Source organism: Metabacillus sp. B2-18 (genome assembly GCF_021117275.1).
Classification (GTDB): domain Bacteria; phylum Bacillota; class Bacilli; order Bacillales; family Bacillaceae; genus Metabacillus.
On record NZ_CP088245.1, the window covers coordinates 4101026 to 4125429 of the forward strand.

Below are 24404 nucleotides of genomic sequence, written 5' to 3' on the forward strand. Positions count from 1 at the left end.
ACATATTACATGCCCTCATTATTATCTTGAAACAAACTTAATTGTTTTTCAGCTAAGCCTGTATAATGAAGATTTAGTAGATTTATCATCATCTTTGCATTATCTGCAGCATCTCCACCTGAGTTGTTATTAAAGAGCATATATGTTGTTTCTGTTCTATGTTGTATCTCAGCTAAATGGTCTTTCCACTCTAATAACTCTTCTTCATTATATCGATACAAATATCGAACATCTCGCCAATTATCTCCATTAGCCGGCTTATTCCATCCATATACATTTCTTCCATGGAGACGGATAAGTGTTTTATGAGGAGTAGTTGGTTTTAGAACGGTGGGAATCGATCTTTCACCAGCCTGAGGTTCGTCCACAATACTATGAATCCATTTCTCATCCTCCATAAACTGTAAGGTTTTATCATAATAACTAGAAGAAAACCACGAGCGGTTGCGAAATTCTAATGCAACCTCTGTATCTCCCATTTTTTCTCTGCACCATTTTAAGTATGCTACATTTTCTTTGTTACATGAAAACCAAGGGGGAAATTGGAATAATACCATAGCTAATTTATTTGCATTTTTTAATGGTTGAATCGATTTTATGTATGCTGAAAACATATCAGATTTGTTATCAAAGGGAATTTCTCCGCGAAGATGTCCTGTCATTCCTTGATAAGCTTTTGCTATAAACTGAAACCCCTTTGGTGTATCTTTTACCCACTTTTCCATATTACGTTCCGGCTGGACAGCATAAAAACATGAATCAATTTCAACCGTTGGAAAATGTGCAGCATATTCTTGTAATTTATTCGTTGTATTCAAACTAGTGTAAAGGGAATCATGATCTCCCCATCCAGTTAACCCTATTTGAATGCTTGTCAATCAAAATCATCCTTTTTTTAATTAACGGCTTTACCTTAATTATACGACTCTTTGTTCTTTCCATAAACCTTAACAGAGTTCTAACGACATATTACCCAAATATAACACAAATGGTTGTTTCACACGTATTCTTTACGTACTAAAAAGGACTGACAATTGTCAGTCCTTTTATATGAAAGTTATTAACCGATAGAACCTTCCATTTCGAACTTGATCAGACGGTTCATTTCTACTGCATATTCCATTGGAAGTTCTTTTGTGAATGGCTCGATAAAGCCCATTACGATCATTTCTGTTGCTTCTTCTTCTGAAATACCACGACTCATTAGATAGAATAATTGCTCTTCAGATACTTTTGAAACTTTCGCTTCGTGTTCAAGAGAAATATTATCGTTAAGAATTTCATTGTATGGAATTGTATCAGATGTTGATTGATTATCCATGATGAGTGTATCACACTCAATGTTTGATCTTGCCCCTTCAGCTTTACGTCCAAAGTGTACAATACCACGATATGTTACTTTACCACCTTGCTTTGAAATGGATTTGGAAACAATCGTAGATGATGTGTTTGGCGCAAGGTGAATCATTTTTGCACCTGCATCCTGGTGTTGACCTTTACCTGCTAAGGCAATAGAAAGTGTCATACCACGTGCTCCTTCACCACGAAGGATAACAGCTGGGTATTTCATAGTTAATTTTGAACCAATGTTACCATCGATCCATTCCATCGTTGCATTCGCATCACAAACTGCACGCTTTGTTACAAGGTTAAACACGTTATTTGCCCAGTTTTGAATTGTTGTATAACGGCAGTAGCCACCGTCTTTAACAATGATCTCAACAACTGCACTGTGAAGTGAGTTCGTTGTATAAACTGGAGCTGTACAACCCTCAACATAGTGTACATGTGCGCCTTCATCAACGATGATTAATGTACGCTCAAATTGTCCCATGTTTTCAGAGTTAATACGGAAGTATGCTTGTAATGGAGTATCAACTTTAACACCTTTTGGTACATAAATGAATGATCCACCAGACCATACAGCAGAGTTTAAAGCAGAGAACTTATTATCTGCTGGAGGAATTACTTTTCCAAAATGCTCACGGAAAATATCTTCGTTCTCTTTTAAAGCTGTATCCGTATCTTTGAAGACAATACCAAGGTCTTCAAGGTCTTCTTTCATGTTATGGTAAACAACCTCTGATTCATATTGAGCTGATACACCAGCTAAATATTTTTGCTCTGCTTCAGGGATCCCTAATTTATCAAATGTAGCTTTAATTTCTTCAGGAACCTCATCCCATGAGCGTTCTGATTTCTCAGAAGGTTTTACATAATACGTAATTTCATCGAAATTTAATGAGGCCATATCCCCACCCCATTGTGGCATTGGCATATTGTAAAAATGCTCCAATGATTTCAAACGGAAATCAAGCATCCATTGTGGTTCATCTTTCATACGAGAGATTTCTTCAACAATCTCTTTCGTTAATCCTCGTTTAGAACGGAAGATGGAAACATCCTTGTCAGCAAAACCATATTTATAATCGCCGATTTCAGGTGCCTTTTTTGCCATCTACATTCACTCCAATCAAATTAGATTTATGGCGTATGCAACCTATTCGTTGCCTTCTTTCACGCCCTTTTCCATAGCCTTCCAAGCTAATGTCGCACATTTTATACGTGCAGGGAATTTTGCCACTCCCTGTAATGCTTCAATATCACCTAAGTCGATATCATCATCATATTCTTTTCCTAACATCATATTCGAAAAGATTTCTGATAGCTTTAATGCTTCTTCTAATTTTTTACCTTTAATCGCCTGAGTCATCATTGATGCAGAAGACATTGAAATCGAGCAGCCTTCTCCTTCAAATTTTGCATCCTTAACAACATCATCTCGTACATCAAGTGTTAAACGGATACGATCTCCACAAGTTGGATTATTCATATCAATTGTAAGACTGTTGTCAAGGATCCCTTTATTTCTCGGGTTTTTATAATGATCCATAATAACCTGACGATAAAGAGTATCAAGATTTACATGATTAGACATTACTGAAGTACTCCTTTGTCTTTTTAATACCTGCAACAAGCTTATCAACTTCTTGTTCCGTGTTGTACAGGTAAAAACTAGCTCTTGCTGTTGCGGAAACCTTCAGCCATTTCATTAAAGGCTGCGCACAATGATGACCTGCACGAACAGCAATTCCCTCAGCATCTAAAACTGTTGCAACATCATGTGGATGCACATCTTCTATATTAAATGTTACTAACCCAGTACGTTTCTCTGGACTAGGACCGTATATAGTTAAACCATCAACTTGACTAAGCTGTTCATAAGCATATTTAGTTAGCTTACGATCATGGGATTCTATATTGTCTAGACCGACCTTCTCCAAGAAATCAATTGCTTCGCCAAGACCAATTGCCCCAGCAATGATAGGAGTTCCAGCTTCAAATTTCCACGGAAGCTCCTTCCATGTTGACTCGTGTAATCCTACAAAGTCAATCATTTCACCACCGAATTCAACAGGTTCCATCTTCTCAAGGAGTGCTTTCTTACCGTATAACACACCGATACCTGTTGGGCCACACATTTTGTGAGCCGAGAATGCAAAGAAATCACAATCTAAATCTCGGACATCTACTTTCATATGTGGAGCACTTTGACAACCATCTACAACCATCACAGCTCCATGCTTATGAGCAACCTCTGTGATTTCTTTTATCGGATTAATCGTTCCAAGTACGTTTGATACATGCATAACTGATACAATTTTCGTATTTGGTGTTATTGTTTCTTCAACATCCTTCAAGTCGATTGTACCATCTTCTTGTAATGGAATATATTTTAAAGTGGCACCAGTTATTTTCGCTACCTGTTGCCAAGGAATCACATTCGCATGATGCTCCATATAAGTGATGACAATTTCATCACCTTCTTTTACATTGGTAAGCCCATAGCTCTGAGCAACAATATTTAAAGCAGTAGTAGCACCTCTAGTAAAGATGATTTCCTGGATCGATTTTGCTCCAATAAATCTTCTTACCTTCTCACGAGCTCCTTCATAACCGTCAGTTGCTCTTGTACCCAATGTGTGCACACCACGGTGAACATTAGAATTATATTCTTTGTAATATGTGGAAAGAGCATCTATAACGGATAGTGGTTTCTGAGAAGTTGCACCACTATCCAAGTAAACGAGGTCTTTCCCGTTTACTTGTTGGTCCAAAATCGGAAAGTGCTGACGAATATCAGAGATATTCATTATTTAACTTTCCTTTCAATAACCTCAACTAACTGCTTTTTAACACCTTCAATAGGTAGTTCTTTAACAACAGGTGCTAAGAAGCCATGGATAACAAGACGCTCAGCTTCTACTTTAGGAATACCGCGGCTCATTAAATAATATAATTGAATTGGATCAACACGTCCAACAGAAGCAGCGTGACCTGCCGTTACATCATCTTCATCAATTAATAGAATTGGGTTTGCATCACCACGTGCTTTTTCACTTAACATAAGAACACGAGATTCTTGTTCTGCGTTTGACTTTGAAGCACCGTGCTCGATTTTACCAATACCATTGAAAATAGAAGATGCACTATCCTTCATAACTCCATGTTTTAAGATATACCCTTCTGAGTGTTTACCAAAGTGTACAACCTTCGTTGTGAAGTTTTGCTTTTGCTCTCCACGACCTACTACAACTGTTTTTGTATCTCCAAATGAGCCGTCGCCCATTAAGTTTGTAACATTTTCAGAAATTGTATTGCCATCATTCATTAAACCTAATGCCCATTCAATACGTGAGTCACGACCAGCAACCCCACGGCGGTTTACATAAGTTGTTACTCCTTCTGCAAGAGTATCAACTGCACCGTATGTTACACGAGCATTTGTATTAGCAAATACTTCTGAGATGATGTTAAACACACCCTCTACATTTTGAACAGTAGAAATATAGTTTTCTACATAAGTTACTGAGCTATTATCATCAGCTACAACAATTACGTGGTTGAATAATGTTGTATTAGGGTTGTCATGAACAAATACTGACTGAATTGGTTCTGCTACTTCTACATTTTTTGGGACATAAACAAATACCCCACCGTTATGAAGAGCTGCATGTAAAGCAGTTAAGCGGTGCTCGTCAACCTTCACCCCGTCCGTCATAAAGTATTTTTGTAGCAAGTCAGAATGCTCTTTTGCTGCAGTATGGATATCTGTTAGGATGACACCTTTATCTTTTAATTCAGAAGATAATGAAGTATATGCAGCTGTATTGTTAACTTGAACATATAAGTTTTTAGTTGTAGACTCAAGGTCAATTAATGATTTCACATCTTCATGTAAGTCATTTAATGAGTCTAATTTTGCACTCTCAACAGTATGTTCTTTAAAATTTGTAAAATTCCATTTATCGATTTTTGTTTTATCCGGTTTAGGCATAGGAAGATCCTCTAGCTTGGCAAAAGCTTGTAAGCGAAGATCTGTAAGCCAATCCGGCTCACCAAGCTGTTTTGAATAGCTTGAGACATAATCCTGATTGATCGTTAATGTTTCCATCGTCTTAGTCCCCCTTACTATTATGCTTCTTGCCCAACAGTTTCGTCTTCAATACCTAATTCTTGTTTAATCCAGTCATAGCCTTCTGCTTCTAAACGTTGAGCTAGCTCAGGGCCACCTGATTTAACAACACGTCCTTGCATCATTACATGTACTTTATCTGGAGTGATGTAGTTTAATAAACGTTGGTAGTGAGTAATCATTAAGCAACCGAACTCTTCACTACGCATTTTGTTGATTCCTTTTGCAACAATTTTTAATGCATCAATATCTAGACCAGAGTCAATTTCATCTAGAATAGCAATTTTTGGTTCAATCATCATTAATTGAAGGATTTCATTACGTTTTTTCTCTCCGCCGGAGAAACCTTCATTTAAATAACGTTGTGCCATATCTTGATCCATTTCAAGCTCATCCATGTTTGCATCCATTTTACGAATGAATTTCATTAAAGAGATTTCATCGCCTTCTTCTCTGCGGGCGTTAATAGAAGAACGTAAGAAATCCGCGTTTGTTACCCCACTGATTTCACTTGGATATTGCATAGCTAAAAATAGACCTGCACGAGCACGCTCGTCTACTTCCATTTCTAATACATCTTCCCCATCTAATGTAATGCTACCTTGTGTTACCTCATACTTTGGGTGCCCCATGATTGCTGAAGATAAAGTAGATTTACCTGTCCCGTTTGGCCCCATGATTGCATGGAACTCTCCGCCTTTTATTTCAAGATTTACACCTTTTAGAATTTCTTTCCCATCAATTTCTACGTGTAAATCCTTAATGATTAATGTAGAGCCTGCCATAATGATACCTCCAATAATATATAAAGTTTACTAATTCTCATTTTATTCTCATTCTAATATTATAACAAATGAAAAGTGAACACAACCTTTAAGGAATAGAGTCGAATTTTGACATTAAAATATCTATCCTAACTTTGATAAATTCACATTAAAAAATTTATGTAAATAGAGAAATTAGACAGTTTCTACTATATAACACATTGCTCTGTGAATCTACCTTGAGACCCTAGTTTATTTTTCACCTTTTAAGAAAAAACATTCTCTTTGTGATGAAGGAAATTAGAGGGTTAAGTATGTGAATTTGGAGTAAACACGCTTTTTCCTCCCTAATGTCTTTCCATTAAAAAAGAAGAACCAGTTATTCTGGTTCTTCCATCTATAGGCTTTACTTTTTCATTTTTCTTTCAACATCAGCATAAATCAACTGACTTTTACGATAATCTTCTTCACGGCTCTTTTCAACATCCATACGTTTATCATGCTTACTAGCATATTCAGCGTACCCTATACCATGAGAATGATGCATCGCCTTTTCCATTTCAGTTGTGTAATTGAGATCAATTGACTCTTGATTCGAGTGAATAATGAATCAATCCTTTCAGCTTTATTTTACATATAAAGCTTATCAAGAATATTCAAACAACTCAAAGTTCGTAAGATAATCTCACAAACCGTAATATTTGAAATTGATTCATTCTGTAAAAATAACCAACTATTTTTGTAATTTCCCTCAAAAATACTCTATATTACTCGATTTATTGTTTTAGTTGGTTTAACTCTGTTATACATTCTTGAACTAATGTAACAGCTTGGCTCATTGCTGCTCCACCACCAAATGCAGCTGTAACACCAACAGTTTCTAAAATTTCTTCTTCACTAGCACCGTTGTCCAAGCATCCTTTTGCATGGTAGATAATGCAGTATTCATCTTGGGTATTCACTGCAATTCCTAATGCAATTAAATGTTTTTCTTTTTTTGATAGTGTCCCTTCAGCAAAACAAGCTTCAGTAAAAGCATTATAATGGCGTGCAATCTCCGGCATCTTTTGTGTGAAAGTACCTAATCCACTTTTATATTCATGTAAAGCAGCTTCCGTAGAATTTCTAGGCTCATGATATTCCATTTTCAATAACAACTCCATTCATAACTTAATCAATCAGTAATAGTATGTATTTTTCAAACCATTGTATACAAACTTGGTGACTGAAGAATCCAATAAAAAAAGAGACCTGTTGTTTACAGATCTCTTAAAGGATTTCTTAAATTAGTCATTTACAGGCAGTACTGAACCTGGGTATTTTGTATTAATAAAATCCTTAATTTCTTGAGATTTTAATACTTCTACAAGAGTCTTAATCTCTTCCTTGTCTTTATCCTCACTACGAACAACAATGATGTTTGCATAAGGGTTATTTTCACCAGCTTCTAGAGCTACAGCATCTTCTGCTGGATTTAATCCTGCTGCAAGTGCGTAGTTACCATTGATAATAACTGCATCACCTTCGTTATTTTCATAAGCACTTGCCAACATTTCTGGTGCAACACTATCATCAATTTCTAGGTTTTTAGCATTTTCAACGATATCATCTTTTGTTGCATTAATTTTATCAACATCTGGATTTAATTTAATTAGACCTTTTTCTTCAAGTTGTGCTAACACGCGTCCCATTTCTGCAACGTTGTTACTCATGATAATTTTTGCACCTTCAGGTAACTCTTCAAGTGTTTTGTATTCTTTTGAGTAAATACCAAAAGGCTCAATATGAATTGCTCCAACATTTGCAAGATCAAAATCATTTTCTTTAATTGCATTGTCTAAATATGGAACATGCTGGAAGTAGTTTGCATCCAGGTCACCTTCAGCAAGCGCTGGGTTAATTAATGGATAATCTGAAAACTCTTCGATGTCTAATTCAATACCTTTGTCTGCTAACAGTGGTTTTGCTTCTTCTAAAATTTCTGCATGAGGAACAGTTGTCGCTCCAACTTTTAGTACTTTCGTTTCTTGCTCAGTCCCTGTGTTTTCTTCTTGAGTTGTTTCATTTTCGCCTCCGCCACATGCAACAAGTAGAATAGCGAAAATTGTTAATACTAGTGATAAAAGATATTTTTTCATCATTTTTTCCTCCTAACGTTTATCGATAGCTTTAACTAATATATCTCCAATAAATTGGATAATAAACACAATAATTAAGATAAAAATGGTTGCTACAATGGTTACTTCAAAATTATTACGCTGGAATCCTTCTCGATAAGCAAGGTCACCAAGACCTCCAGCACCTACTACTCCGGCCATAGCTGTATAACCAACCAATGCGATTGCAGTAACTGTAATCCCTGAAACCAAAGCTGGTAAAGATTCCGGTAATAGTACTCTCAACATAATTGTCGACGTTTTTGCTCCCATCGATTTAGCTGCTTCAATAACACCTTTGTCAACTTCCCTTAAAGCAAGCTCAACCATCCTTGCGTAAAATGGAGCGGATCCAATAATTAGTGCGGGTAAAGCAGCATTTTCTCCCAGAATTGACCCAACTACAACTTTAGTGAAGGGTAAGAGTAAAATAACAAGGATAATAAACGGAATTGACCGAAATATATTTACGATTCCAGATAAAATTGTATTAAGTATACTGTTACCCCAGATATTGCCTTTTGAAGTTAAGAATAAAAGTAAACCAAGTATAATTCCTAAGAAAAAAGTGACGACAACCGAAACTCCTGTCATGTAAGTTGTTTCATAAGTTGCCTCCCATACTTTTTCCCATTTTACATTTGGAAGAAACTGATTAAGCATTCGCCAGCACCTCCACTTCTACTTGTTGTTCTCCAATATAAGCAACTGCACGGTTAATTTCATCAAGATCTCCATCTATATGCAAAAATAATGAACCATAAGAGCCATTTTGCGTTTGTGAAATTTTACCTTGTACAATATTCACTTCAATATTAAATTTCCTAATAATATTGCTAATCAATGGTCTTTCTGTACCTTCACCAACAAATGTTAGCTGAAGTACTTTTCCAGAACGATAATTTTCTAGTAGTAGGTCAATTGCTTCCTTCGTATCATCCGGCTCTGAGATTTGTTTAACGAACGTTTTTGTTATAGGTTTCTGAGGGTTTCTGAAAACATCCAATACATTTCCTTGTTCAACCACTTCACCATTTTCCATAACAGCTACTCGATGACAAATTTTACGAATGACATGCATTTCATGTGTAATTAATACGATTGTTAAGCCTAGTCGTTTATTAATATCAACAAGCAGGTCTAGAATTGAATCTGTTGTTTGGGGATCAAGTGCTGATGTAGCTTCATCACATAATAAAACCTTGGGATTATTCGCTAACGCTCTGGCAATCCCAACACGTTGTTTTTGACCACCACTAAGTTGAGAAGGGTATGCATTCTCTCTTCCTTCCAGTCCAACCAGCTTAATAAGCTCATCAACACGTTTAAGTCGTTTCGCTTTACTTACTCCTGCAATTTCTAAAGGAAATGCAATATTCTCTCTCACTGTTCTTGACCACAATAAGTTAAAGTGTTGAAAGATCATGCTTATTTCTAAGCGTGCTTTACGCAACTTTGTACCAGAAATTGAGCCAATCTGACTACCTGCCACAACGACTTCCCCACTAGTTGGTTTTTCTAGTCCATTTAACAAACGGATCAATGAACTTTTTCCGGCTCCACTATATCCTATAACTCCGAATATTTCACCTTTTTTAATTTCAAGGTTTACATTGTTAACAGCTTGAACAGAGCCGCTCTTTGTTTTATAAACTTTATTAACATTTGATAATGTTATCATTTTGTCACCTTCTTCCTTTATTCCTTTACTATTTCTACCGTTCATTTTTTTACATATAAAAAACCTTCCTGCAAAATGAGCAGAAAGGCGCTTGAATACCTTTCTCTCATCTCTCAAAGCATCTGCTTTGTGTGAATTGGCACCATTTCAGAATGAACTGATGGTTGCCGGGCTTCATCGGGCACTTCCCTCCACCTCTCTTGATAAGAGTTAAATATTTGATTGTCTTTTTAAGTACGATTGTGATTGTATCATGTGTTGAAAATCAATGTCAATTATTTATTTTCTTAAAATAGCTTACTTTTTTCACTGTGATTTTACATTTCAAATATGAAAAGGGTTGCATTTATCTGCAACCCCTTTCAATATTATACAATAAATAATATTATTAGAATATTTCATTAATTAAGAATTTACTTTCTCCATTCCTTTTACACCTGTTGCTTCAAAAATAGCTTGATCTAAATCTTCTATTAAATCCTCTATATGTTCAATTCCTACTGATAAGCGGATCAAATCTTCTGTTACACCAGATTTCTTTAAATCTTCAACGCCTAGTTGTTGATGAGTTGTACTCGCAGGATGAATGATTAAGCTTTTCGCATCTCCAACATTTGCTACATGTGACCAAAGTTCAACGTTGTTAATAAGAGCTGCACCAGCCTCTCTTCCGCCCTTGATACCGAATACTACTACAGAACCAGCACCCTTAGGTAAGTATTTAGCAGCTAAGTCCTTCGCAGGGTGTTGGCTATTTTCAGGGTATAGAACCCACTCAACAGCTGGGTGACTTTCTAAATATTGCACCATTTTCCTTGCATTTGATACATGTTCCTTCATACGGACATGAAGGGTTTCTAGACCAAGATTAAATTGAAAGGCATTGTATGGGCTAATAGCTGGGCCTAAATCTCTTAATAACTGAACTCTCGCTTTAATAATATACGCTTGTTCTCCTAATGCTTCAGCATAAACTAAATCATGATAGCTAGGATCAGGAGTTGTAAACCCAGGGAATTTTGGACTATTCCAGTCAAATTTACCTCCATCTACAATGACTCCACCAAGAGTTGTACCATTCCCAAGCAACCATTTTGTTGCAGAATGAACAACAATGTCGGCACCATGATCGATAGGTCTGCATAGATACGGTGTGGCAAATGTGTTATCCACAATCAATGGAATTCCAGCTTCATGAGCAATTTCAGCAACTGCCTCGATATCAAGAACATCTAAGCTTGGATTTCCAATTGTCTCTGCAAAAATAGCTTTTGTCTTCGGAGTAATAGCTGATCGGAAATTTTCCGGATTCTTTGGATCAACAAAAATAGTATTGATTCCGTACTTTGGTAATGTGTTAGCAAAAAGGTTATATGTACCTCCATATAATGTAGAAGCTGATACGATCTCATCACCAGAACCAGCTAGATTTAAAACCGATAATGTAATCGCTGCCATTCCACTTGCTACAGCTAAACTTCCGATTCCACCTTCCAGTTCAGCAATTCTTTCTTCAAAGACAGATGAAGTTGGATTATGAATTCTTGTATAAATATATCCAGGCTCCTTTAATCCAAATAAATTTGCCGCATGCTCGGTATTTTCAAATAAATAAGCATTTGATTGATAAATTGGAACAGCTCTTGCACCTGTCATTGAATCTTTCTTTAACCCTCCATGAATGGTTACCGTTTCTGGGCGATAAAGTTTCTCTTTCATCTTCTTCCTCCTATTATACATTCTTAATGTCTACTAATAGGTGTGATAACAAGATGTAGTATTCTTTCCTAGACTACTTTAATGGTAATAGAAGTTGTGTTTGAAGTATATAAGAATTTTTAAGTTTAGATTAATTTAATTAAAGCCTCTAGCCTAAGAAAATCTCGATATGAGCCTTTTATTGATAATTTCCCAAACGATATAAGTTGCTTTAAACTTATCGGATGAAGAAAAACCTCTTCTAAGTCTGATTCTTCTCCTTCTATAACAAAATCAACATGAACTGGTTGAATCGATAATAGTTTTGATTCACTTGATGAAAGTTCTAAAAAATGACTCCCTTTATCTGTTGAACGAAATTCTACAATTAATTTTCGTTTTAAAAGAATGGGTGTTATTAAATTTCCTTTATTCAAGCTTGAGACAAAAGTTGTTAAAAACATAAAAAGAATCCTCCCGATCTCAACAAGGTTATGTTTATATAACTTCATTGAAGGTCGAAAGAATCCTCTATAAATAACTCGACAGTTTCTGCTTTTCTTTCGTAAAATCAGTCTATTTCCCGAGAAATATGTCAAATTAGCAGGCATATTGTTTGATTAAGTCAAAAAGATGTGTGACAGATTGGAAAGCATATACTTTTTCTTTCATTTCACCGTTCTCAGTAATAATTAGGCAAGGTACACTCTCAATTCCTAATCGTTTCGCATCTTCAGGATAATAATTTAGATTTACGGAGTAAATGTCCAAAGTGGGGATCATTTCATCAACGACCGTTAACATTTTCTTCGCTACTTGACATGTCCCACACATTGGTGTGTAAAGGTACGTAATTTGAATACCCTTTTTAGGAAGGGTGAGCTCCTTTTCTTTCCATTCAATCATAAAACTAACTCCATATCCCTTCTAAAGGAATTTTGCGTTTACATCTATATTTGCACTTAGCAAAACAGATGCTACATGGTGATCCGGTGCTGTTGCAACTTCACGATATGCCCGATCAATGTATAGATGAGAGGCTTCAGGAAATTCTCGTTTAAATAATTTTCTCAATCGTTCACCAGCATCATCTGAATCAACTAATATATAAACTTCCTTTAAGAATAATTCATCAATTAGCTCATCCATTTTTGTTATGCTAATTGTTCCATTTGTACAGATTATTTCTATTGGTTCAGTTACTACATTTAAAACCTTTTTCTTATCTGATTTTCCTTCAACAATTAATACTTTTTCAACCTCAACTAACGACATAGCCATCACCTATTTTTAATGTAAGTAAAAGTCTTTATATATAACCTATTCGATTTGTCGAGGTTGTTTCCCTTTATTTTATGTTTTTTCTAAATAGCTGTTATCTTTGTTGTTAATTGCGTTTACTCGTAAGACTGGTCCGTTCCATTGCGCTCCAGACACTCGCTTTCCGCGGGGAGGAAGCTGAGCCTCCTCGGCTTTGCCTGCGGGGTCTCAGCCTTTCCTCAACACCCGCAGGAGTCAAGTGTCTTCCGCTCCATTCCACTATCGTTTTAAAAAATAGTGTTCAAAAACAAAATCATTATGAAACAACTTAAATTAAAAATCTCAAATTCAGCTACTTAGAAAAACATGATAAGAAACGACCTGGTTTAATTCAAAAAGAGCAGTGGAGATTCCACTGCTGCTTTATTAACACCAACCATTTTCATAGTCACAATCGACGTATTTTTGGTCTGGTCCTGTTACAACATCTGCAACTTGGTAAAAGCGGTTATTATTGAATTCATATCCCGCTTTTAAGTCATAATTATTTTCTGAGACCATTTGGCCAATTCTTTCTTTTTCCAGATAAAGATTTAATTGCCCATCTCCAAATTTTCCTACAACTCGATCAGTAATATCTAATTGTTGTTTTTGAATTGTCATATGGACACCCTCCTTTATCTACTTATAGAATGTCCATAATTCACGATATCATGCTAATTAGTCTTGATTTGTCATTTCCTCATATTGCTCAGCTGTCATTAACTTTTCAATGTCAGCAGGGTTTGCAGGTTCAATGACGATCATCCATGCTTTTTCGTAAGGTGAATCATTAACGAATTCTGGACTATCATCAAGATTTTCATTAATTTCTACAACTTTCCCACTAATTGGTGCATATAATTCAGATACTGTTTTTACTGACTCAACGCTTCCAAATGGCTCGTCCGCTTGAAGTTCATCACCAATTTCTGGTAATTCAACAAATACGATATCCCCAAGCTCTGATTGTGCAAAATCCGTGATACCGATACGCACCTTATCTCCTTCTACTTTTACCCACTCATGTTCTTCTGAATAACGCAGTTCTTTAGGTGTGTTCATGTCTTCATACCTCCAGGAATATTTACAAATTTCAGCTTAATCATCTTTGTTTTAACAGTTTTCCGTTAACTATGCAATAACTAACTTCTATTTATTCCAAGTTTCGCCAAATTGCTCTTCTTTAAAGCCAACTGTAGCATGTTCATTACCAACTGTAAGAGGACGTTTAATAAGCATTCCTTCACTTGCTAAGAGTTGAAGCATTTCATCCTCTGACATTGATGCAAGTTTATCTTTAAGCCCAAGTTCACGATATTTTTGTCCACTTGTATTAAAGAATTTTTTAAGCTCTAGTCCACTTTTTTTGTAAATGCTTTCTAGCTCTTCTTTATTTGGTGGGTTTTCAACGATATGTATTTCATTAAATTCTACATTATGATCTTCAAGCCATTTTTTAGCTTTACGACACGTCCCACATTTAGGATACCAGTAAAAATTCAGTGCCAAGTTTTTCACCTCTTTGCTCCTAATAATCAAACTTTCCAATTAAGGAATATTTTTCTCTATCTTATCATATATCATCATTCCCGCCTAATTAGAAATAATTAAATTTCAAGGCTCAAATTTAACTTTTATCTTATTTGGTTGAGAATTAGAAGGCACTGAACATTGCTCTTTATTGATTGAAAACAGGTTGAAGGAGGCAATGATATCATTGCCTCCTGAAAATTAAGCTAGATATGCATTTTTATCGATAATTGCTGCTGCAATCTCTCTTTTCTTGCCAATTACATTAATTGGAGTGTGACGTGTAAATTTACGTAATGCTGACATCATCATTCGTAGAGAATCACCTGACTCAACCGCAATTAATGATTCTTTTGCATGTGCTTCAATTTCATTGAAGGCTTCTTGGCAATATACTTGTGTATAAAGAAGCTTTTGTTTGTTTTTCTCTTCACCGTTCTTAGCAATTGCTTTTTCAGTACGTAAAATCGCTGACTCCATCGCATATACATTGCTTACAATATCAGCAATATTTACAAGAACCTCTTGCTCTTTTTGTAATTCTTTTCCGTACTTTTGTGCTGCTAAACCAGCAATTAAAATGCCGATTTTCTTTGCATTTTTTAATAAGTACTTTTCTTGTTCTAGTGTCCCTTCTCCGACCTCTTCAGGCATAAGCATCATCAGCTCTTCTTGTAAACTTTGCGCTTTTTGGAATAAAGGTAGTTCACCTTTCATAGCTTTTCGTAAATAGGTTCCTGGTACTAGTAGACGGTTGATCTCATTTGTTCCTTCAAAAATACGGTTAATACGAGAATCGCGATAAACACGCTCAACTTCATATTCTGCCATGAATCCATAACCACCGTGAATTTGAACAGCCTCATCTACGACATAGTCTAGTGTTTCAGAACCAAATACTTTATTTAATGAACATTCAATAGCATACTCAGCAATTGATTCTGCGACTTTTTTTCCGTTTTTAATTTCCTCATCAGTTAACCTACTCATACGGTCTTCGAATAGACCAACGGTGCGATAAACTGAACTTTCCATCGCATATGTTTTCGCTGCCATATTTGCAAGTTTTTCCTGAATAAGAGAGAAGCTTGAAATTGGTGTTTTGAACTGTTGACGCTGGTTCGCATATTGAACAGCTACATCTATTAAGCGCTTTGCTCCACCAATTGTTCCAACTGCTAGCTTATAACGACCAATGTTCAAGATATTAAAGGCAATCACATGTCCTTTACCTAACTCACCTAATAAGTTCTCTTTTGGCACTAGAGCATCTTCTAGGATAACTGTTCTTGTTGAAGATCCTTTTATTCCCATTTTCTTTTCTTCAGGACCTGTTGAAACACCTGGAAAATCTCTCTCTACAATGAATGCTGAGAAATGTTCACCATCTACCTTTGCATAAACAACAATAACATCTGCAAAACCGGAGTTTGTGATCCATTGTTTTTCACCGTTTAACACATAGTGAGTGCCTTCTGCATTAAGTCTAGCTGTTGTTTTAGCACCAAGTGCGTCTGACCCTGAGCTTGGCTCTGTTAATGCATAAGCTGCAAGTGTTTCACCAGAAGCAAGCCCTGGTAAGTACTTTTTCTTTTGTTCTTCATTACCAAATAACACGATTGGTAATGAACCAATTCCTACGTGAGCACCAAAAGATAAAGAGAAACTTCCAGCTCTTGAAATCTTTTCAGTAATTAAAGCAGAGCTGATTTTATCTAATCCAAATCCGCCATACTCCTCAGGTACATCTGCCCCTAATAAACCAAGTTCCCCCGCTTGCTTTAAAAGCTTAATAGATTTATCAAATTCATGATTTTCAATATCTTCAAGATGTGGAAGCACTTCATTAACCGCAAAATCCTCCGTTGTTTTTGCAATCATTTTGTGTTCATCTGTAAAATCCTCAGGAGTAAAAACTCGATCATATGAAACATCTTCAATTAAAAAGCTTCCACCTTTAATCACTGCATCTGTTGCTTTTGACATGAAAATTCCCCCATTAACATTTATTTGAATAACTGCTATTTAGAAAGTAGAACTTGAAACAATCGTTTTTTTCGATTGCTCATCTGTTGTCGTTAATACTTACAATAATTCAAATACCCCTGCAGCACCCATTCCGCCACCAATACACATTGTTACGACACCAAATTGTTCATTTCTTCTTTTCATTTCATGGATTAATGAAAGAGTTAACTTTGCACCAGAACATCCAAGTGGATGACCAAGTGCAATTGCTCCACCGTTTACATTCACTTTATCTTCGTCAAGTCCTAGCTCTCTAATAACTTGAATGGATTGAGAAGCAAATGCTTCATTTAATTCAAATAAGCCAATATCTGAAAGCTCCAAGCCTGCGTATTTTAAAGCTAAAGGTACAGCAGCAACTGGACCAATTCCCATAATTTCAGGAGGAACTCCGGCAACAGCAAATGACCTAAACTTCACCAATGGTTGGTAGCCAAGAGATTGAGCTTTTTCCCGATCCATCAGCATAACAGCTGCAGCTCCGTCACTTGTTTGTGAAGAATTACCTGCTGTGACAGACCCTTTTACTGAAAATGCCGGCTTTAATGTAGCAAGTACTTTTGAAGTTGTGTTTGCTCGAACACCCTCATCCTGATTGAACTTAACAATCTTTTCATGTAATTTATGATCAGGTCCAACTGTTCTTACTGGTACATCTACAGGAACAATTTCATCATCAAATTTTCCTTCTTTAATTGCATTTGCCGCTCTCTGATGACTTCTTACTGCAAAAGCGTCCTGCTCTTCACGTGTGATACCATATTTTTTGGCAACAGCTTCAGCAGTGTGTCCCATGCCCATATAATATTCTGGAGCTTCTTCAGCTAGCTTTGCATTTGGCCTGACAACATGCCCCATCATTGGAACAAGGCTCATAGATTCAGCTCCACCTGCAATGGTTGTTTCTGAATGACCTAGCATAATTTTTTCAGCCCCATAGGCGATACTTTGTAACCCGGACGAGCAATAGCGATTTATTGTGATCGCAGGAACTGTATAAGGGAGACCGGCTAAAGCCCCAATGTTTCTTGCCATATTTAATCCCTGCTCTGCTTCGGGCATTGCACAGCCTATAATGAGATCATCAATATTCCCGTCATAATCCCCTGCTCTTTTTAATGTTTCCTTTACAGCTAATGCTCCCAAATCATCAGGTCGCATGTTTGCTAACGTACCTTTTTTCGCTCTTCCTACAGGTGTTCTGGCACCTGCCACAATAACTGCTTCTCTCATTCTACTAACCTCCCTTTCTTACAGTATTAGTTTCTAAGTGGTTTGCCTTTTAAAAGCATATGCTGCATACGTTGCTGTGACTTCCCTTCAGCTACTAAGCTTAAAAATGCTTGTTTTTCTAAATCCAGCAAATATTGCTCATCTACTTCTGTACCGAATGGAACCTTACCTCCTGCGATAACATAGGCAAGTTTCTTTGCGATTTTTAAATCATGATCTGAAATATATCCGGAAAGATGCATGGATTGGGCACCGAGTAAAAGAGTCGCATAGCCCGTTTCTCCCACTACAGGTACTTTGTTGCGGACAGGTGGTTGATATCCGTTATCGTAAAGCTCAATGACTCTTTGTTTTGCATCGTATAATAAGTGATCACTATTCACACTGATGTTGTCACGATTGTTTAGGAACTGATTTTTTCTTGCCTCTGCTGCAGAAGTCGATACTTTTGCCATGGCAATTGTTTCAAAGACTTTGTTAGCAACTGATTGTAAATCAAAGTCTGCTCCCTTAGGCATGTTGCTTAATTGCTTTATATAAAGCTCTTTGTTTCCGCCACCGCCTGGAATCAGTCCTACCCCAACTTCTACTAATCCCATATATGTTTCACTTGATGCTTGAATGCTACTTGCCGGTAAGCATATCTCCGCTCCACCACCTAATGTCATCCCAAACGGTGCAGCAACCACTGGTTTTTTGCTATATTTTATCTTCATCATTGCCTGTTGAAATTGATGAACAACCATTTCGATTTCAAAAATATTATCATCCTGTGCTTCCATTAGAATCATTCCTAAATTTGCTCCAACACAGAAGTTTTTACCTTGATTTCCAATAACAAGTCCTTTGTAGTTCTTTTCAACTTCATCAACTGCAAAATTAATCATTTGGATAATATCTAACCCAATTGCATTGCTTTGTGAGTGAAACTCAAGCAACGCAACATCATTACCTAAATCAATAAAGCTTGCACCACTATTTTTCTTAATAACACCATTTATTTGTTTATGTGTCTTTAAATTAATCACTTTAGGGTTTTGTCTTACTTGTCGATACTCACCATTGTTATAGAAGAAAAGAACCCCATTCTCTTCTCTGTAGAATGTTCCAAAGCCCTTTCCAAGCATTTCTTTTACCCAACTTGGTACTTGAACACCTTGCTGCTCCATTAATTCAACTGATTTTTCTACACCAATTGCATCCCACAGCTCAAACGGACCAGCCTCCCAGCCAAATCCCCATTTCATTGCTTGGTCAATTGCGACAATATCATCAGCAATTTCACCTAGTAGCTGGGCAGAATAAACTAGTGTTGGTACGGTGATGCTTCTTAACAATGCACCCGCTCGATCATCGCTATAAATAAGCGCTTTCAATTTATTTGGTAAGCCTTTAGCCTGCTTTGCAAGTTCTACAGATGCTGCCTGCAATCTCTTTTTCTCTTCATATTCAAATGTTTCAGGGTTTAATTCTAGAATTGTTTTTCCTTCTTTTTTATAAAATCCTTGACCGCTTTTACTGCCAAGCCATTTATTATCAAGCATTTTTTCTAAAAAGCCGGGAAGTTCAAATACTGCTTTTTCTTGTCCATCCACTTGCTCATGTACATTTTTCGCCACGTGTGCAAATGTGTCCAAACCTACTACATCAAGTGTTCGGAAAGTAGCACTTTTTGGTCTACCGATAATTGGTCCGGTAATAGAATCAACCTCACCGACACTATAACCGCCTTTTAACATTTCTTGGACTGTTACTAGTAAGCCATATGTTCCAATTCGGTTTGCAATAAAGTTAGGCGTGTCCTTTGCTTCTACAACACCTTTTCCTAACACATCTTCACCAAATGTTTTCATAAACGATAAAACAGCCTTGTCAGTATCTTTTGTTGGAATGATTTCCAATAGCTTTAAATATCTCGGTGGGTTAAAGAAATGGGTGCCTAAAAAATGCTTTCTAAAGTCATCTGAACGACCTTCAGCCATTGCTTCTACTGAAATACCTGATGTATTTGAACTAATAATACTTCCTTGTTTTCTATGTTCATCAACCTGCGCAAACACTTGTTGTTTGACAGCTAAATTTTCAACAACAACTTCAATAATCCAATCAGCCTCTGACAATTGATTCATATCATCCTCAAAGTTACCGACCTTAATGAGTTCGAGGTTGCTCTTCACCGTAAGTGGTGCCGGCTTTTGTTTTAAAAGTTTTTGAACAGCTGTGGATGCGATACGATTACGTACAGCTTTATCTTGTAATGTTAAACCTTTTTTTACCTCATCGTCATTTACCTCACGAGGCACGATATCTAATAGTAAGACAGGGATGCCGATATTTGCTAAGTGTGCTGCAATTCCTGAGCCCATCACTCCTGAACCTAACACAGCAGCTCTCTTAATTCGCTGGACCATTACATTTCCCCCTTATTTGAATGAATACTCATTCATTTTTCTCCCAAAAAAAATGAACCTTACGAATGAGCTCCTTTAATAATAATATAAAAGATTTTAAAAATTTGTTCAATAGATTTATCATATTTTTTACTAAATAATAAAATTCATCTTAGGAAAACCTAATTTAGCAGGGGGTGATACTTCATGGCACGTTTAAAAAAATCTCCATCAAAAGCAGGTGTTAGTGCTGCAAGTGTAAAAGGGAATGCTGGTCCTAATAACGAAAAGGCCGGTGGCGGTAAGCGCACTAGTCAAAATCAACAATACAAACAGCATAATATGGGCAGTGACAATATGTAAAAGTGTAAGTCTAAGGGGTCTGACATAGGTTGCAGGCCCCTTCTTAGTTTTCCAGTGGCTATTTCGCTTAGCGTTTAAAAATCCCCTTCAAAACAAACGCTACATTAGCAGGCCTTTCTGCCATTCTTCTCATAAAATATCCATACCAATCTGTCCCAAATGGTACATAGACACGCATTCGATATCCTTCTTTAACTAAATCTAATTGCTTTTCAGGTCTAATACCATACAGCATTTGAAACTCAAATTGATCCTTTGGTATCTTGTGTTGATCTACAAGCTCTTTTGTATAGTCAATCATAGTATCATCATGAGTTGCTACTGCTGTGTAATGTCCATTAAGTAGATGCATTTTAATAATTTTTTTAAAGTTTTCATCAACATCCTTTTTTTCAGGAAAAGCAACATCCGGTGATTCCTTGTAAGCACCCTTCACAAGCCTTAGGTTTGCTGCATAGCGACCTAATTCCTCAACATCCTGAACAGTACGGTATAAATATGCTTGAACAACTGTCCCTACATGTTTGAATTCCTTTTTCAACGTCTTAAAAATTTCTAGCGTTTTCTCACATCTCGAAAAATCTTCCATATCAATTGTTACAAATACATTATACTTTTCCGCTGCTGTTAAAATACGACGCATATTCTTTAAAACTACTTCATCAGATATATCTAAACCCATAGAAGTAAGTTTAATTGAAATTTGTGATTTCAGCTGACTGGTTCCTATAGCTTCAATTGCTTTAATACAATGATCAGCTGTTTCTCTTGCTTCCTGCTCATCCTCAATAAATTCACCAAGGTAATCTAATGTCACATCAAGCCCTTTATGATTAAGATCTTGAATGACACCTTTTGCCAAATCAATTGTGTCACCAGCTACGAATCTTCCTGCTCCAAATCTTAGTCCATATTTTTTTGCAAGTTTAGTCAACGTCTTATTCTTGGATAAAAACATAAAAGAGTTTCGTAATAATTGTTCCACTTGAAAACCCTCCTTTTGCGTTCTTATTCCATATTAAGTCCATTTTTTAGTCAATTAGCTAAATGTAACCGCATTCATTATATAAGATTTAGTGGAATACATGTTATTTGCAAAATGACATATTGATTTATGTCTTATCAGATCTGTATTCCTCTTATCAATAGTATATGTTTTGAAGTTAAAATCGGTTAAGGATCTCTTTTCCGATTGCATAATACACTATTGGAGTGGAACGATAAAAGGGTATGAAATTGTAAGGAGGGTTATTGATGCAGCAGCAAAATATGCAACAGCAGCAACAGCAATCAATGATGATGCAGCCACCTAATGTAATCACATCCAAAGACCAGCTCTACCTAACAGATATGCTTTCGTGGAATCTTTTAGCTATGAAAAAAGCCCACTTTTTTGCATCTCAATGTCAAAATCAAGAAGTTAAAAATCAATTCGAACAAGTTGGTCAAATGCACAATCAGCATTATCAAAAAATCTTATCACATTTACAATCTCAGCAGCCTTCATCAGGTGCTCAACTTCAGTAGGAGGTCAGGTAAGTATGGATCGTAAAATTAGCAATGCAGAAACACAAGTGCAGGAAGGACCTATGATGAACGATCGTGATTTTGCAAATGATTTATTATCAACCGAAAAATATTTAACTTCTTCTTATTCAACTGCACTTAACGAAGCAAGTCATCAAGCACTATACCAGGATCTTTCTACAATATTTAATGAAACACAGCAGGCTCAAAGAGACCTCTATAATCTAATGTTTAAAAATGGATGGTATTCCCTAGAAGCCGCTGATACACAGAAACTTCAACAAGCATATCAAAAGTTTTCAACAACCATTCAGCAGCAATCTCCATATGGAAATACTCAATAATCTACAAAAGAAAAAAGCTCACTTCATAGGAGAAGATGAGCTTTTAATCCTTCTTTTTTATTTGACGAAACTGTTCATTTAGGTCCTTGATTTCTCCAATAATACTTTTTAAATCTTCTTTAGCTTCTGGATAGGTCGAGTTCCAATGTTTAGCTAGCGGTGGCATTGACTTGGAAATATGGGTGTACAATGCCCACATCTTTACTTTTTCTTTTAATTCATCAGATGATTCACCTAATAATAATTCTGTATATTTTTCAAGCAGCCCTTCAAACTGATCTTTTAATTGTTGCTCCATTGAACGTCACCTCCTCACTGAGTCATTGGTTGTTTACATTCAATTGGACATGTTTGACAGCGATCTCCGTTTTTTGAAGTAAAGTAAAATAAACAACAGGTGGAACGTTTTCTCACATTGTTTTTCTTTTCATGAAAATACATTGTTAGAGGATTTTTATTTGTTAGACCAAAAGCTTCAGCAGGCGCATGTAATATGACATATGAAAAGTCTTCCTTTACCTTTGACTTCATTTCATCTGAGATACCTTCATCCTCGAGTAAAGATTCGTACATCCAGAAAATGTAGATCGCAATATTTTCCCAAAGTATGGACTTTGACACTTTCGAAGCTTTGGATACGTTAGAAAGAATCATCGTAATATTTTCTTTGAATAAGGCTGTGATAACAGTTTCCCTCCAACTGTCTCGATCAGGATCTGGAGTTGTTACGACCAAGTCATTAAAGTAAAAGCTTGGTAACCAAATTGGATCATCATCATCTGTTTGAAGTGACAGGTTGTTAATGCTACTGTTTATTCCTTTATCGTAGCTGGTCATGCAATATAATACAAGTGCTGCCAAAAAGGCATATCTTTTTACTAACATAGACCCGATGACAGAGTGTTTATTTGTATTAAGCTTGTTTTGTAGTATCTCATCATAAAGAGCTGCTAGTTGTTTTTGTTGAAGTAATTCAATACCCTCAATGATTGAACCATTTGTTTTTCTCTCTAGTATAAGTCGGTATTTCGTTAATGATTCTAGTTCTTCTTTTGTTAATTCAGCCATTTAATACCCCAACTTCTTTTATAATACATCTTCCTCTTCCATGAGGTATGCAAAGAGGTGTTCCAAAAATAGGATCTACTGTAACTTCACAATTCATTTGAAATACATTTTGTACTAAACTGCAGGTAATTACTTCTTCAGGCTTTCCTTGTGCATAAACTTTTTTATCCTTTAACGCTACAAGATTATGGGCATAGCGACAAGCTAAATTTAAGTCATGAAGAACCATAACAATCGTACGATTTTCACGTTCATTTAATTCAAATAAAAGATCTAATATTTCGATCTGATGTGTCATATCTAAATAGGTTGTAGGTTCATCTAGCAGAATAATATCTGTTTGTTGCGCAAGAGTCATGGCAATCCATGCACGTTGTCGTTGCCCACCGGATAAAGAATCGACTGGTCTTTCCGCTAAATCCTCTAACCCTGTTGCTTTTAAGGCATTTGAAACAGCGTCTTCATCCTCCTTCGACCATTGCTTTAACCAGCTTTGATGTGGATATCTACCTTGTTTTACAAGCTGCAGTACGGTTAATCCTTCAGGTGCAATTGGACCTTGCGGAAGGATTGCCAATTGTTTTGCTACCTCTTTTGTAGGAAGTTTTGCAATAGAATTACCCTCAAGTAAAACTGAACCGTTTCTTGGTTTTAGCAGCCTTGCAATAGAACGCAGTAACGTTGATTTCCCACAACCGTTACTACCAATAAATACCGTAATTTCACCTTTGGGAATTTTCACATCTAACTCATTAATGATAATTGTATCTCCATAAGAAAGAGTGAGCGCATTTGTTTCAATTGCATCCATATAAATCGCTCCTTTTGTATGGCAAATCTAGTT

28 protein-coding genes and 1 riboswitch are annotated in these 24404 nt (G+C 36.3%); of the genes, 3 read left to right on the forward strand and 25 right to left on the reverse strand.

Features of this window, described 5'->3' with window-relative positions; all coding sequences use genetic code 11:
- Positions 1-5: 5 nt before the first annotated feature.
- From LPC09_RS20875 to LPC09_RS20975, 21 genes are all read right to left on the reverse strand, one after another.
- On the reverse strand, positions 6-878 hold the full coding sequence (locus LPC09_RS20875) for a DUF72 domain-containing protein (RefSeq protein ID WP_212137630.1): 873 nt from the start codon (positions 876-878) through the stop codon (positions 6-8).
- 182 nt (positions 879-1060) lie between these two features.
- Positions 1061-2458: a Fe-S cluster assembly protein SufB gene (gene sufB, locus LPC09_RS20880; RefSeq protein ID WP_098796446.1), complete on the reverse strand. Its 1398-nt coding sequence runs from the start codon at positions 2456-2458 to the stop codon at positions 1061-1063.
- Between the two features lie 42 nt (positions 2459-2500).
- Positions 2501-2938 (reverse strand): Fe-S cluster assembly sulfur transfer protein SufU, encoded by a 438-nt coding sequence (gene sufU, locus LPC09_RS20885; protein ID WP_098796445.1) that lies wholly within the window; start codon positions 2936-2938, stop codon positions 2501-2503.
- The gene (locus LPC09_RS20890; RefSeq protein WP_098796444.1) at positions 2931-4154 is read right to left on the reverse strand and encodes a cysteine desulfurase; all 1224 of its coding nucleotides are present in this window, start codon (positions 4152-4154) and stop codon (positions 2931-2933) included. The genes sufU and LPC09_RS20890 overlap by 8 nt, the downstream gene beginning before the upstream one ends.
- The gene (sufD, locus tag LPC09_RS20895) at positions 4154-5455 is read right to left on the reverse strand and encodes a Fe-S cluster assembly protein SufD (protein ID WP_098796443.1); all 1302 of its coding nucleotides are present in this window, start codon (positions 5453-5455) and stop codon (positions 4154-4156) included. Before sufD ends, LPC09_RS20890 begins: the two co-directional genes overlap by 1 nt.
- Before the next feature lie 20 nt (positions 5456-5475).
- Positions 5476-6261, reverse strand: coding sequence for a Fe-S cluster assembly ATPase SufC (gene sufC, locus LPC09_RS20900; RefSeq protein ID WP_098796442.1), 786 nt, complete (start codon positions 6259-6261; stop codon positions 5476-5478).
- Between the two features lie 385 nt (positions 6262-6646).
- On the reverse strand, positions 6647-6787 hold the full coding sequence (locus tag LPC09_RS20905) for a YuzK family famiily protein (protein WP_176551024.1): 141 nt from the start codon (positions 6785-6787) through the stop codon (positions 6647-6649).
- Between the two features lie 229 nt (positions 6788-7016).
- The gene (locus tag LPC09_RS20910; protein WP_098796441.1) at positions 7017-7385 is read right to left on the reverse strand and encodes a carboxymuconolactone decarboxylase family protein; all 369 of its coding nucleotides are present in this window, start codon (positions 7383-7385) and stop codon (positions 7017-7019) included.
- A gap of 141 nt (positions 7386-7526) precedes the next feature.
- Positions 7527-8378 carry a MetQ/NlpA family ABC transporter substrate-binding protein gene (locus LPC09_RS20915; protein WP_231308199.1) on the reverse strand — a complete coding sequence of 284 codons (852 nt, stop codon included), beginning with the start codon at positions 8376-8378 and terminating at the stop codon, positions 7527-7529.
- 12 nt (positions 8379-8390) lie between these two features.
- Positions 8391-9059 (reverse strand): methionine ABC transporter permease, encoded by a 669-nt coding sequence (locus LPC09_RS20920; RefSeq protein WP_098796439.1) that lies wholly within the window; start codon positions 9057-9059, stop codon positions 8391-8393.
- Entirely contained in the window at positions 9052-10077 is a 1026-nt protein-coding gene (locus LPC09_RS20925) for a methionine ABC transporter ATP-binding protein (protein ID WP_098796456.1), read from the reverse strand. The genes LPC09_RS20920 and LPC09_RS20925 overlap by 8 nt, the downstream gene beginning before the upstream one ends.
- Before the next feature lie 103 nt (positions 10078-10180).
- Positions 10181-10287: riboswitch (SAM riboswitch) on the reverse strand.
- A gap of 195 nt (positions 10288-10482) precedes the next feature.
- A complete protein-coding gene (locus LPC09_RS20930; protein ID WP_231308200.1) occupies positions 10483-11796 on the reverse strand; it encodes an O-acetylhomoserine aminocarboxypropyltransferase/cysteine synthase family protein in 1314 nt (437 codons plus the stop codon).
- A gap of 125 nt (positions 11797-11921) precedes the next feature.
- Positions 11922-12239, reverse strand: coding sequence for an SCP2 sterol-binding domain-containing protein (locus tag LPC09_RS20935; protein WP_098796437.1), 318 nt, complete (start codon positions 12237-12239; stop codon positions 11922-11924).
- 136 nt (positions 12240-12375) lie between these two features.
- Positions 12376-12681 (reverse strand): thioredoxin family protein, encoded by a 306-nt coding sequence (locus tag LPC09_RS20940; protein WP_098796436.1) that lies wholly within the window; start codon positions 12679-12681, stop codon positions 12376-12378.
- A gap of 21 nt (positions 12682-12702) precedes the next feature.
- The gene (locus LPC09_RS20945; RefSeq protein ID WP_098796435.1) at positions 12703-13050 is read right to left on the reverse strand and encodes a toprim domain-containing protein; all 348 of its coding nucleotides are present in this window, start codon (positions 13048-13050) and stop codon (positions 12703-12705) included.
- 411 nt (positions 13051-13461) lie between these two features.
- Positions 13462-13698: a YusG family protein gene (locus LPC09_RS20950; RefSeq protein ID WP_098796434.1), complete on the reverse strand. Its 237-nt coding sequence runs from the start codon at positions 13696-13698 to the stop codon at positions 13462-13464.
- A 57-nt stretch (positions 13699-13755) separates the two neighbouring features.
- A complete protein-coding gene (gene gcvH, locus LPC09_RS20955; protein WP_098796433.1) occupies positions 13756-14139 on the reverse strand; it encodes a glycine cleavage system protein GcvH in 384 nt (127 codons plus the stop codon).
- 87 nt (positions 14140-14226) lie between these two features.
- Positions 14227-14586 (reverse strand): arsenate reductase family protein, encoded by a 360-nt coding sequence (locus LPC09_RS20960; protein WP_098796432.1) that lies wholly within the window; start codon positions 14584-14586, stop codon positions 14227-14229.
- Between the two features lie 222 nt (positions 14587-14808).
- Positions 14809-16593 carry an acyl-CoA dehydrogenase family protein gene (locus LPC09_RS20965; RefSeq protein ID WP_098796431.1) on the reverse strand — a complete coding sequence of 595 codons (1785 nt, stop codon included), beginning with the start codon at positions 16591-16593 and terminating at the stop codon, positions 14809-14811.
- A 99-nt stretch (positions 16594-16692) separates the two neighbouring features.
- Complete coding sequence (locus tag LPC09_RS20970) at positions 16693-17868, reverse strand: acetyl-CoA C-acetyltransferase (protein WP_231308201.1); 1176 nt, start codon at positions 17866-17868, stop codon at positions 16693-16695.
- A gap of 26 nt (positions 17869-17894) precedes the next feature.
- On the reverse strand, positions 17895-20279 hold the full coding sequence (locus LPC09_RS20975) for a 3-hydroxyacyl-CoA dehydrogenase/enoyl-CoA hydratase family protein (RefSeq protein ID WP_098796429.1): 2385 nt from the start codon (positions 20277-20279) through the stop codon (positions 17895-17897).
- A gap of 186 nt (positions 20280-20465) precedes the next feature.
- On the opposite strand from LPC09_RS20975, the gene LPC09_RS20980 reads away from it, so the two are divergent.
- Positions 20466-20621 (forward strand): YuzL family protein, encoded by a 156-nt coding sequence (locus LPC09_RS20980; protein WP_098796428.1) that lies wholly within the window; start codon positions 20466-20468, stop codon positions 20619-20621.
- A 67-nt stretch (positions 20622-20688) separates the two neighbouring features.
- On the opposite strand, the gene LPC09_RS20985 is transcribed toward LPC09_RS20980, so the two are convergent.
- A complete protein-coding gene (locus LPC09_RS20985) occupies positions 20689-21606 on the reverse strand; it encodes a proline dehydrogenase family protein (protein ID WP_098796427.1) in 918 nt (305 codons plus the stop codon).
- 269 nt (positions 21607-21875) lie between these two features.
- On the opposite strand from LPC09_RS20985, the gene LPC09_RS20990 reads away from it, so the two are divergent.
- Positions 21876-22148 (forward strand): hypothetical protein, encoded by a 273-nt coding sequence (locus LPC09_RS20990; RefSeq protein ID WP_098796426.1) that lies wholly within the window; start codon positions 21876-21878, stop codon positions 22146-22148.
- Positions 22149-22162: 14 nt separating this feature from the next.
- The gene (locus tag LPC09_RS20995; protein ID WP_098796425.1) at positions 22163-22492 is read left to right on the forward strand and encodes a spore coat protein; all 330 of its coding nucleotides are present in this window, start codon (positions 22163-22165) and stop codon (positions 22490-22492) included.
- A gap of 43 nt (positions 22493-22535) precedes the next feature.
- Here LPC09_RS20995 and LPC09_RS21000 read toward each other — a convergent pair whose 3' ends face one another.
- The 3 genes from LPC09_RS21000 to LPC09_RS21010 are packed head-to-tail and all read right to left on the reverse strand — an operon-like array spanning position 22536 to position 24377.
- The gene (locus tag LPC09_RS21000; RefSeq protein ID WP_098796424.1) at positions 22536-22790 is read right to left on the reverse strand and encodes a YusU family protein; all 255 of its coding nucleotides are present in this window, start codon (positions 22788-22790) and stop codon (positions 22536-22538) included.
- Between the two features lie 14 nt (positions 22791-22804).
- Positions 22805-23560 carry an IucA/IucC family C-terminal-domain containing protein gene (locus tag LPC09_RS21005; protein ID WP_098796423.1) on the reverse strand — a complete coding sequence of 252 codons (756 nt, stop codon included), beginning with the start codon at positions 23558-23560 and terminating at the stop codon, positions 22805-22807.
- Positions 23553-24377 carry an ABC transporter ATP-binding protein gene (locus tag LPC09_RS21010; protein WP_098796422.1) on the reverse strand — a complete coding sequence of 275 codons (825 nt, stop codon included), beginning with the start codon at positions 24375-24377 and terminating at the stop codon, positions 23553-23555. The genes LPC09_RS21005 and LPC09_RS21010 overlap by 8 nt, the downstream gene beginning before the upstream one ends.
- Positions 24378-24404 lie beyond the last annotated feature (27 nt).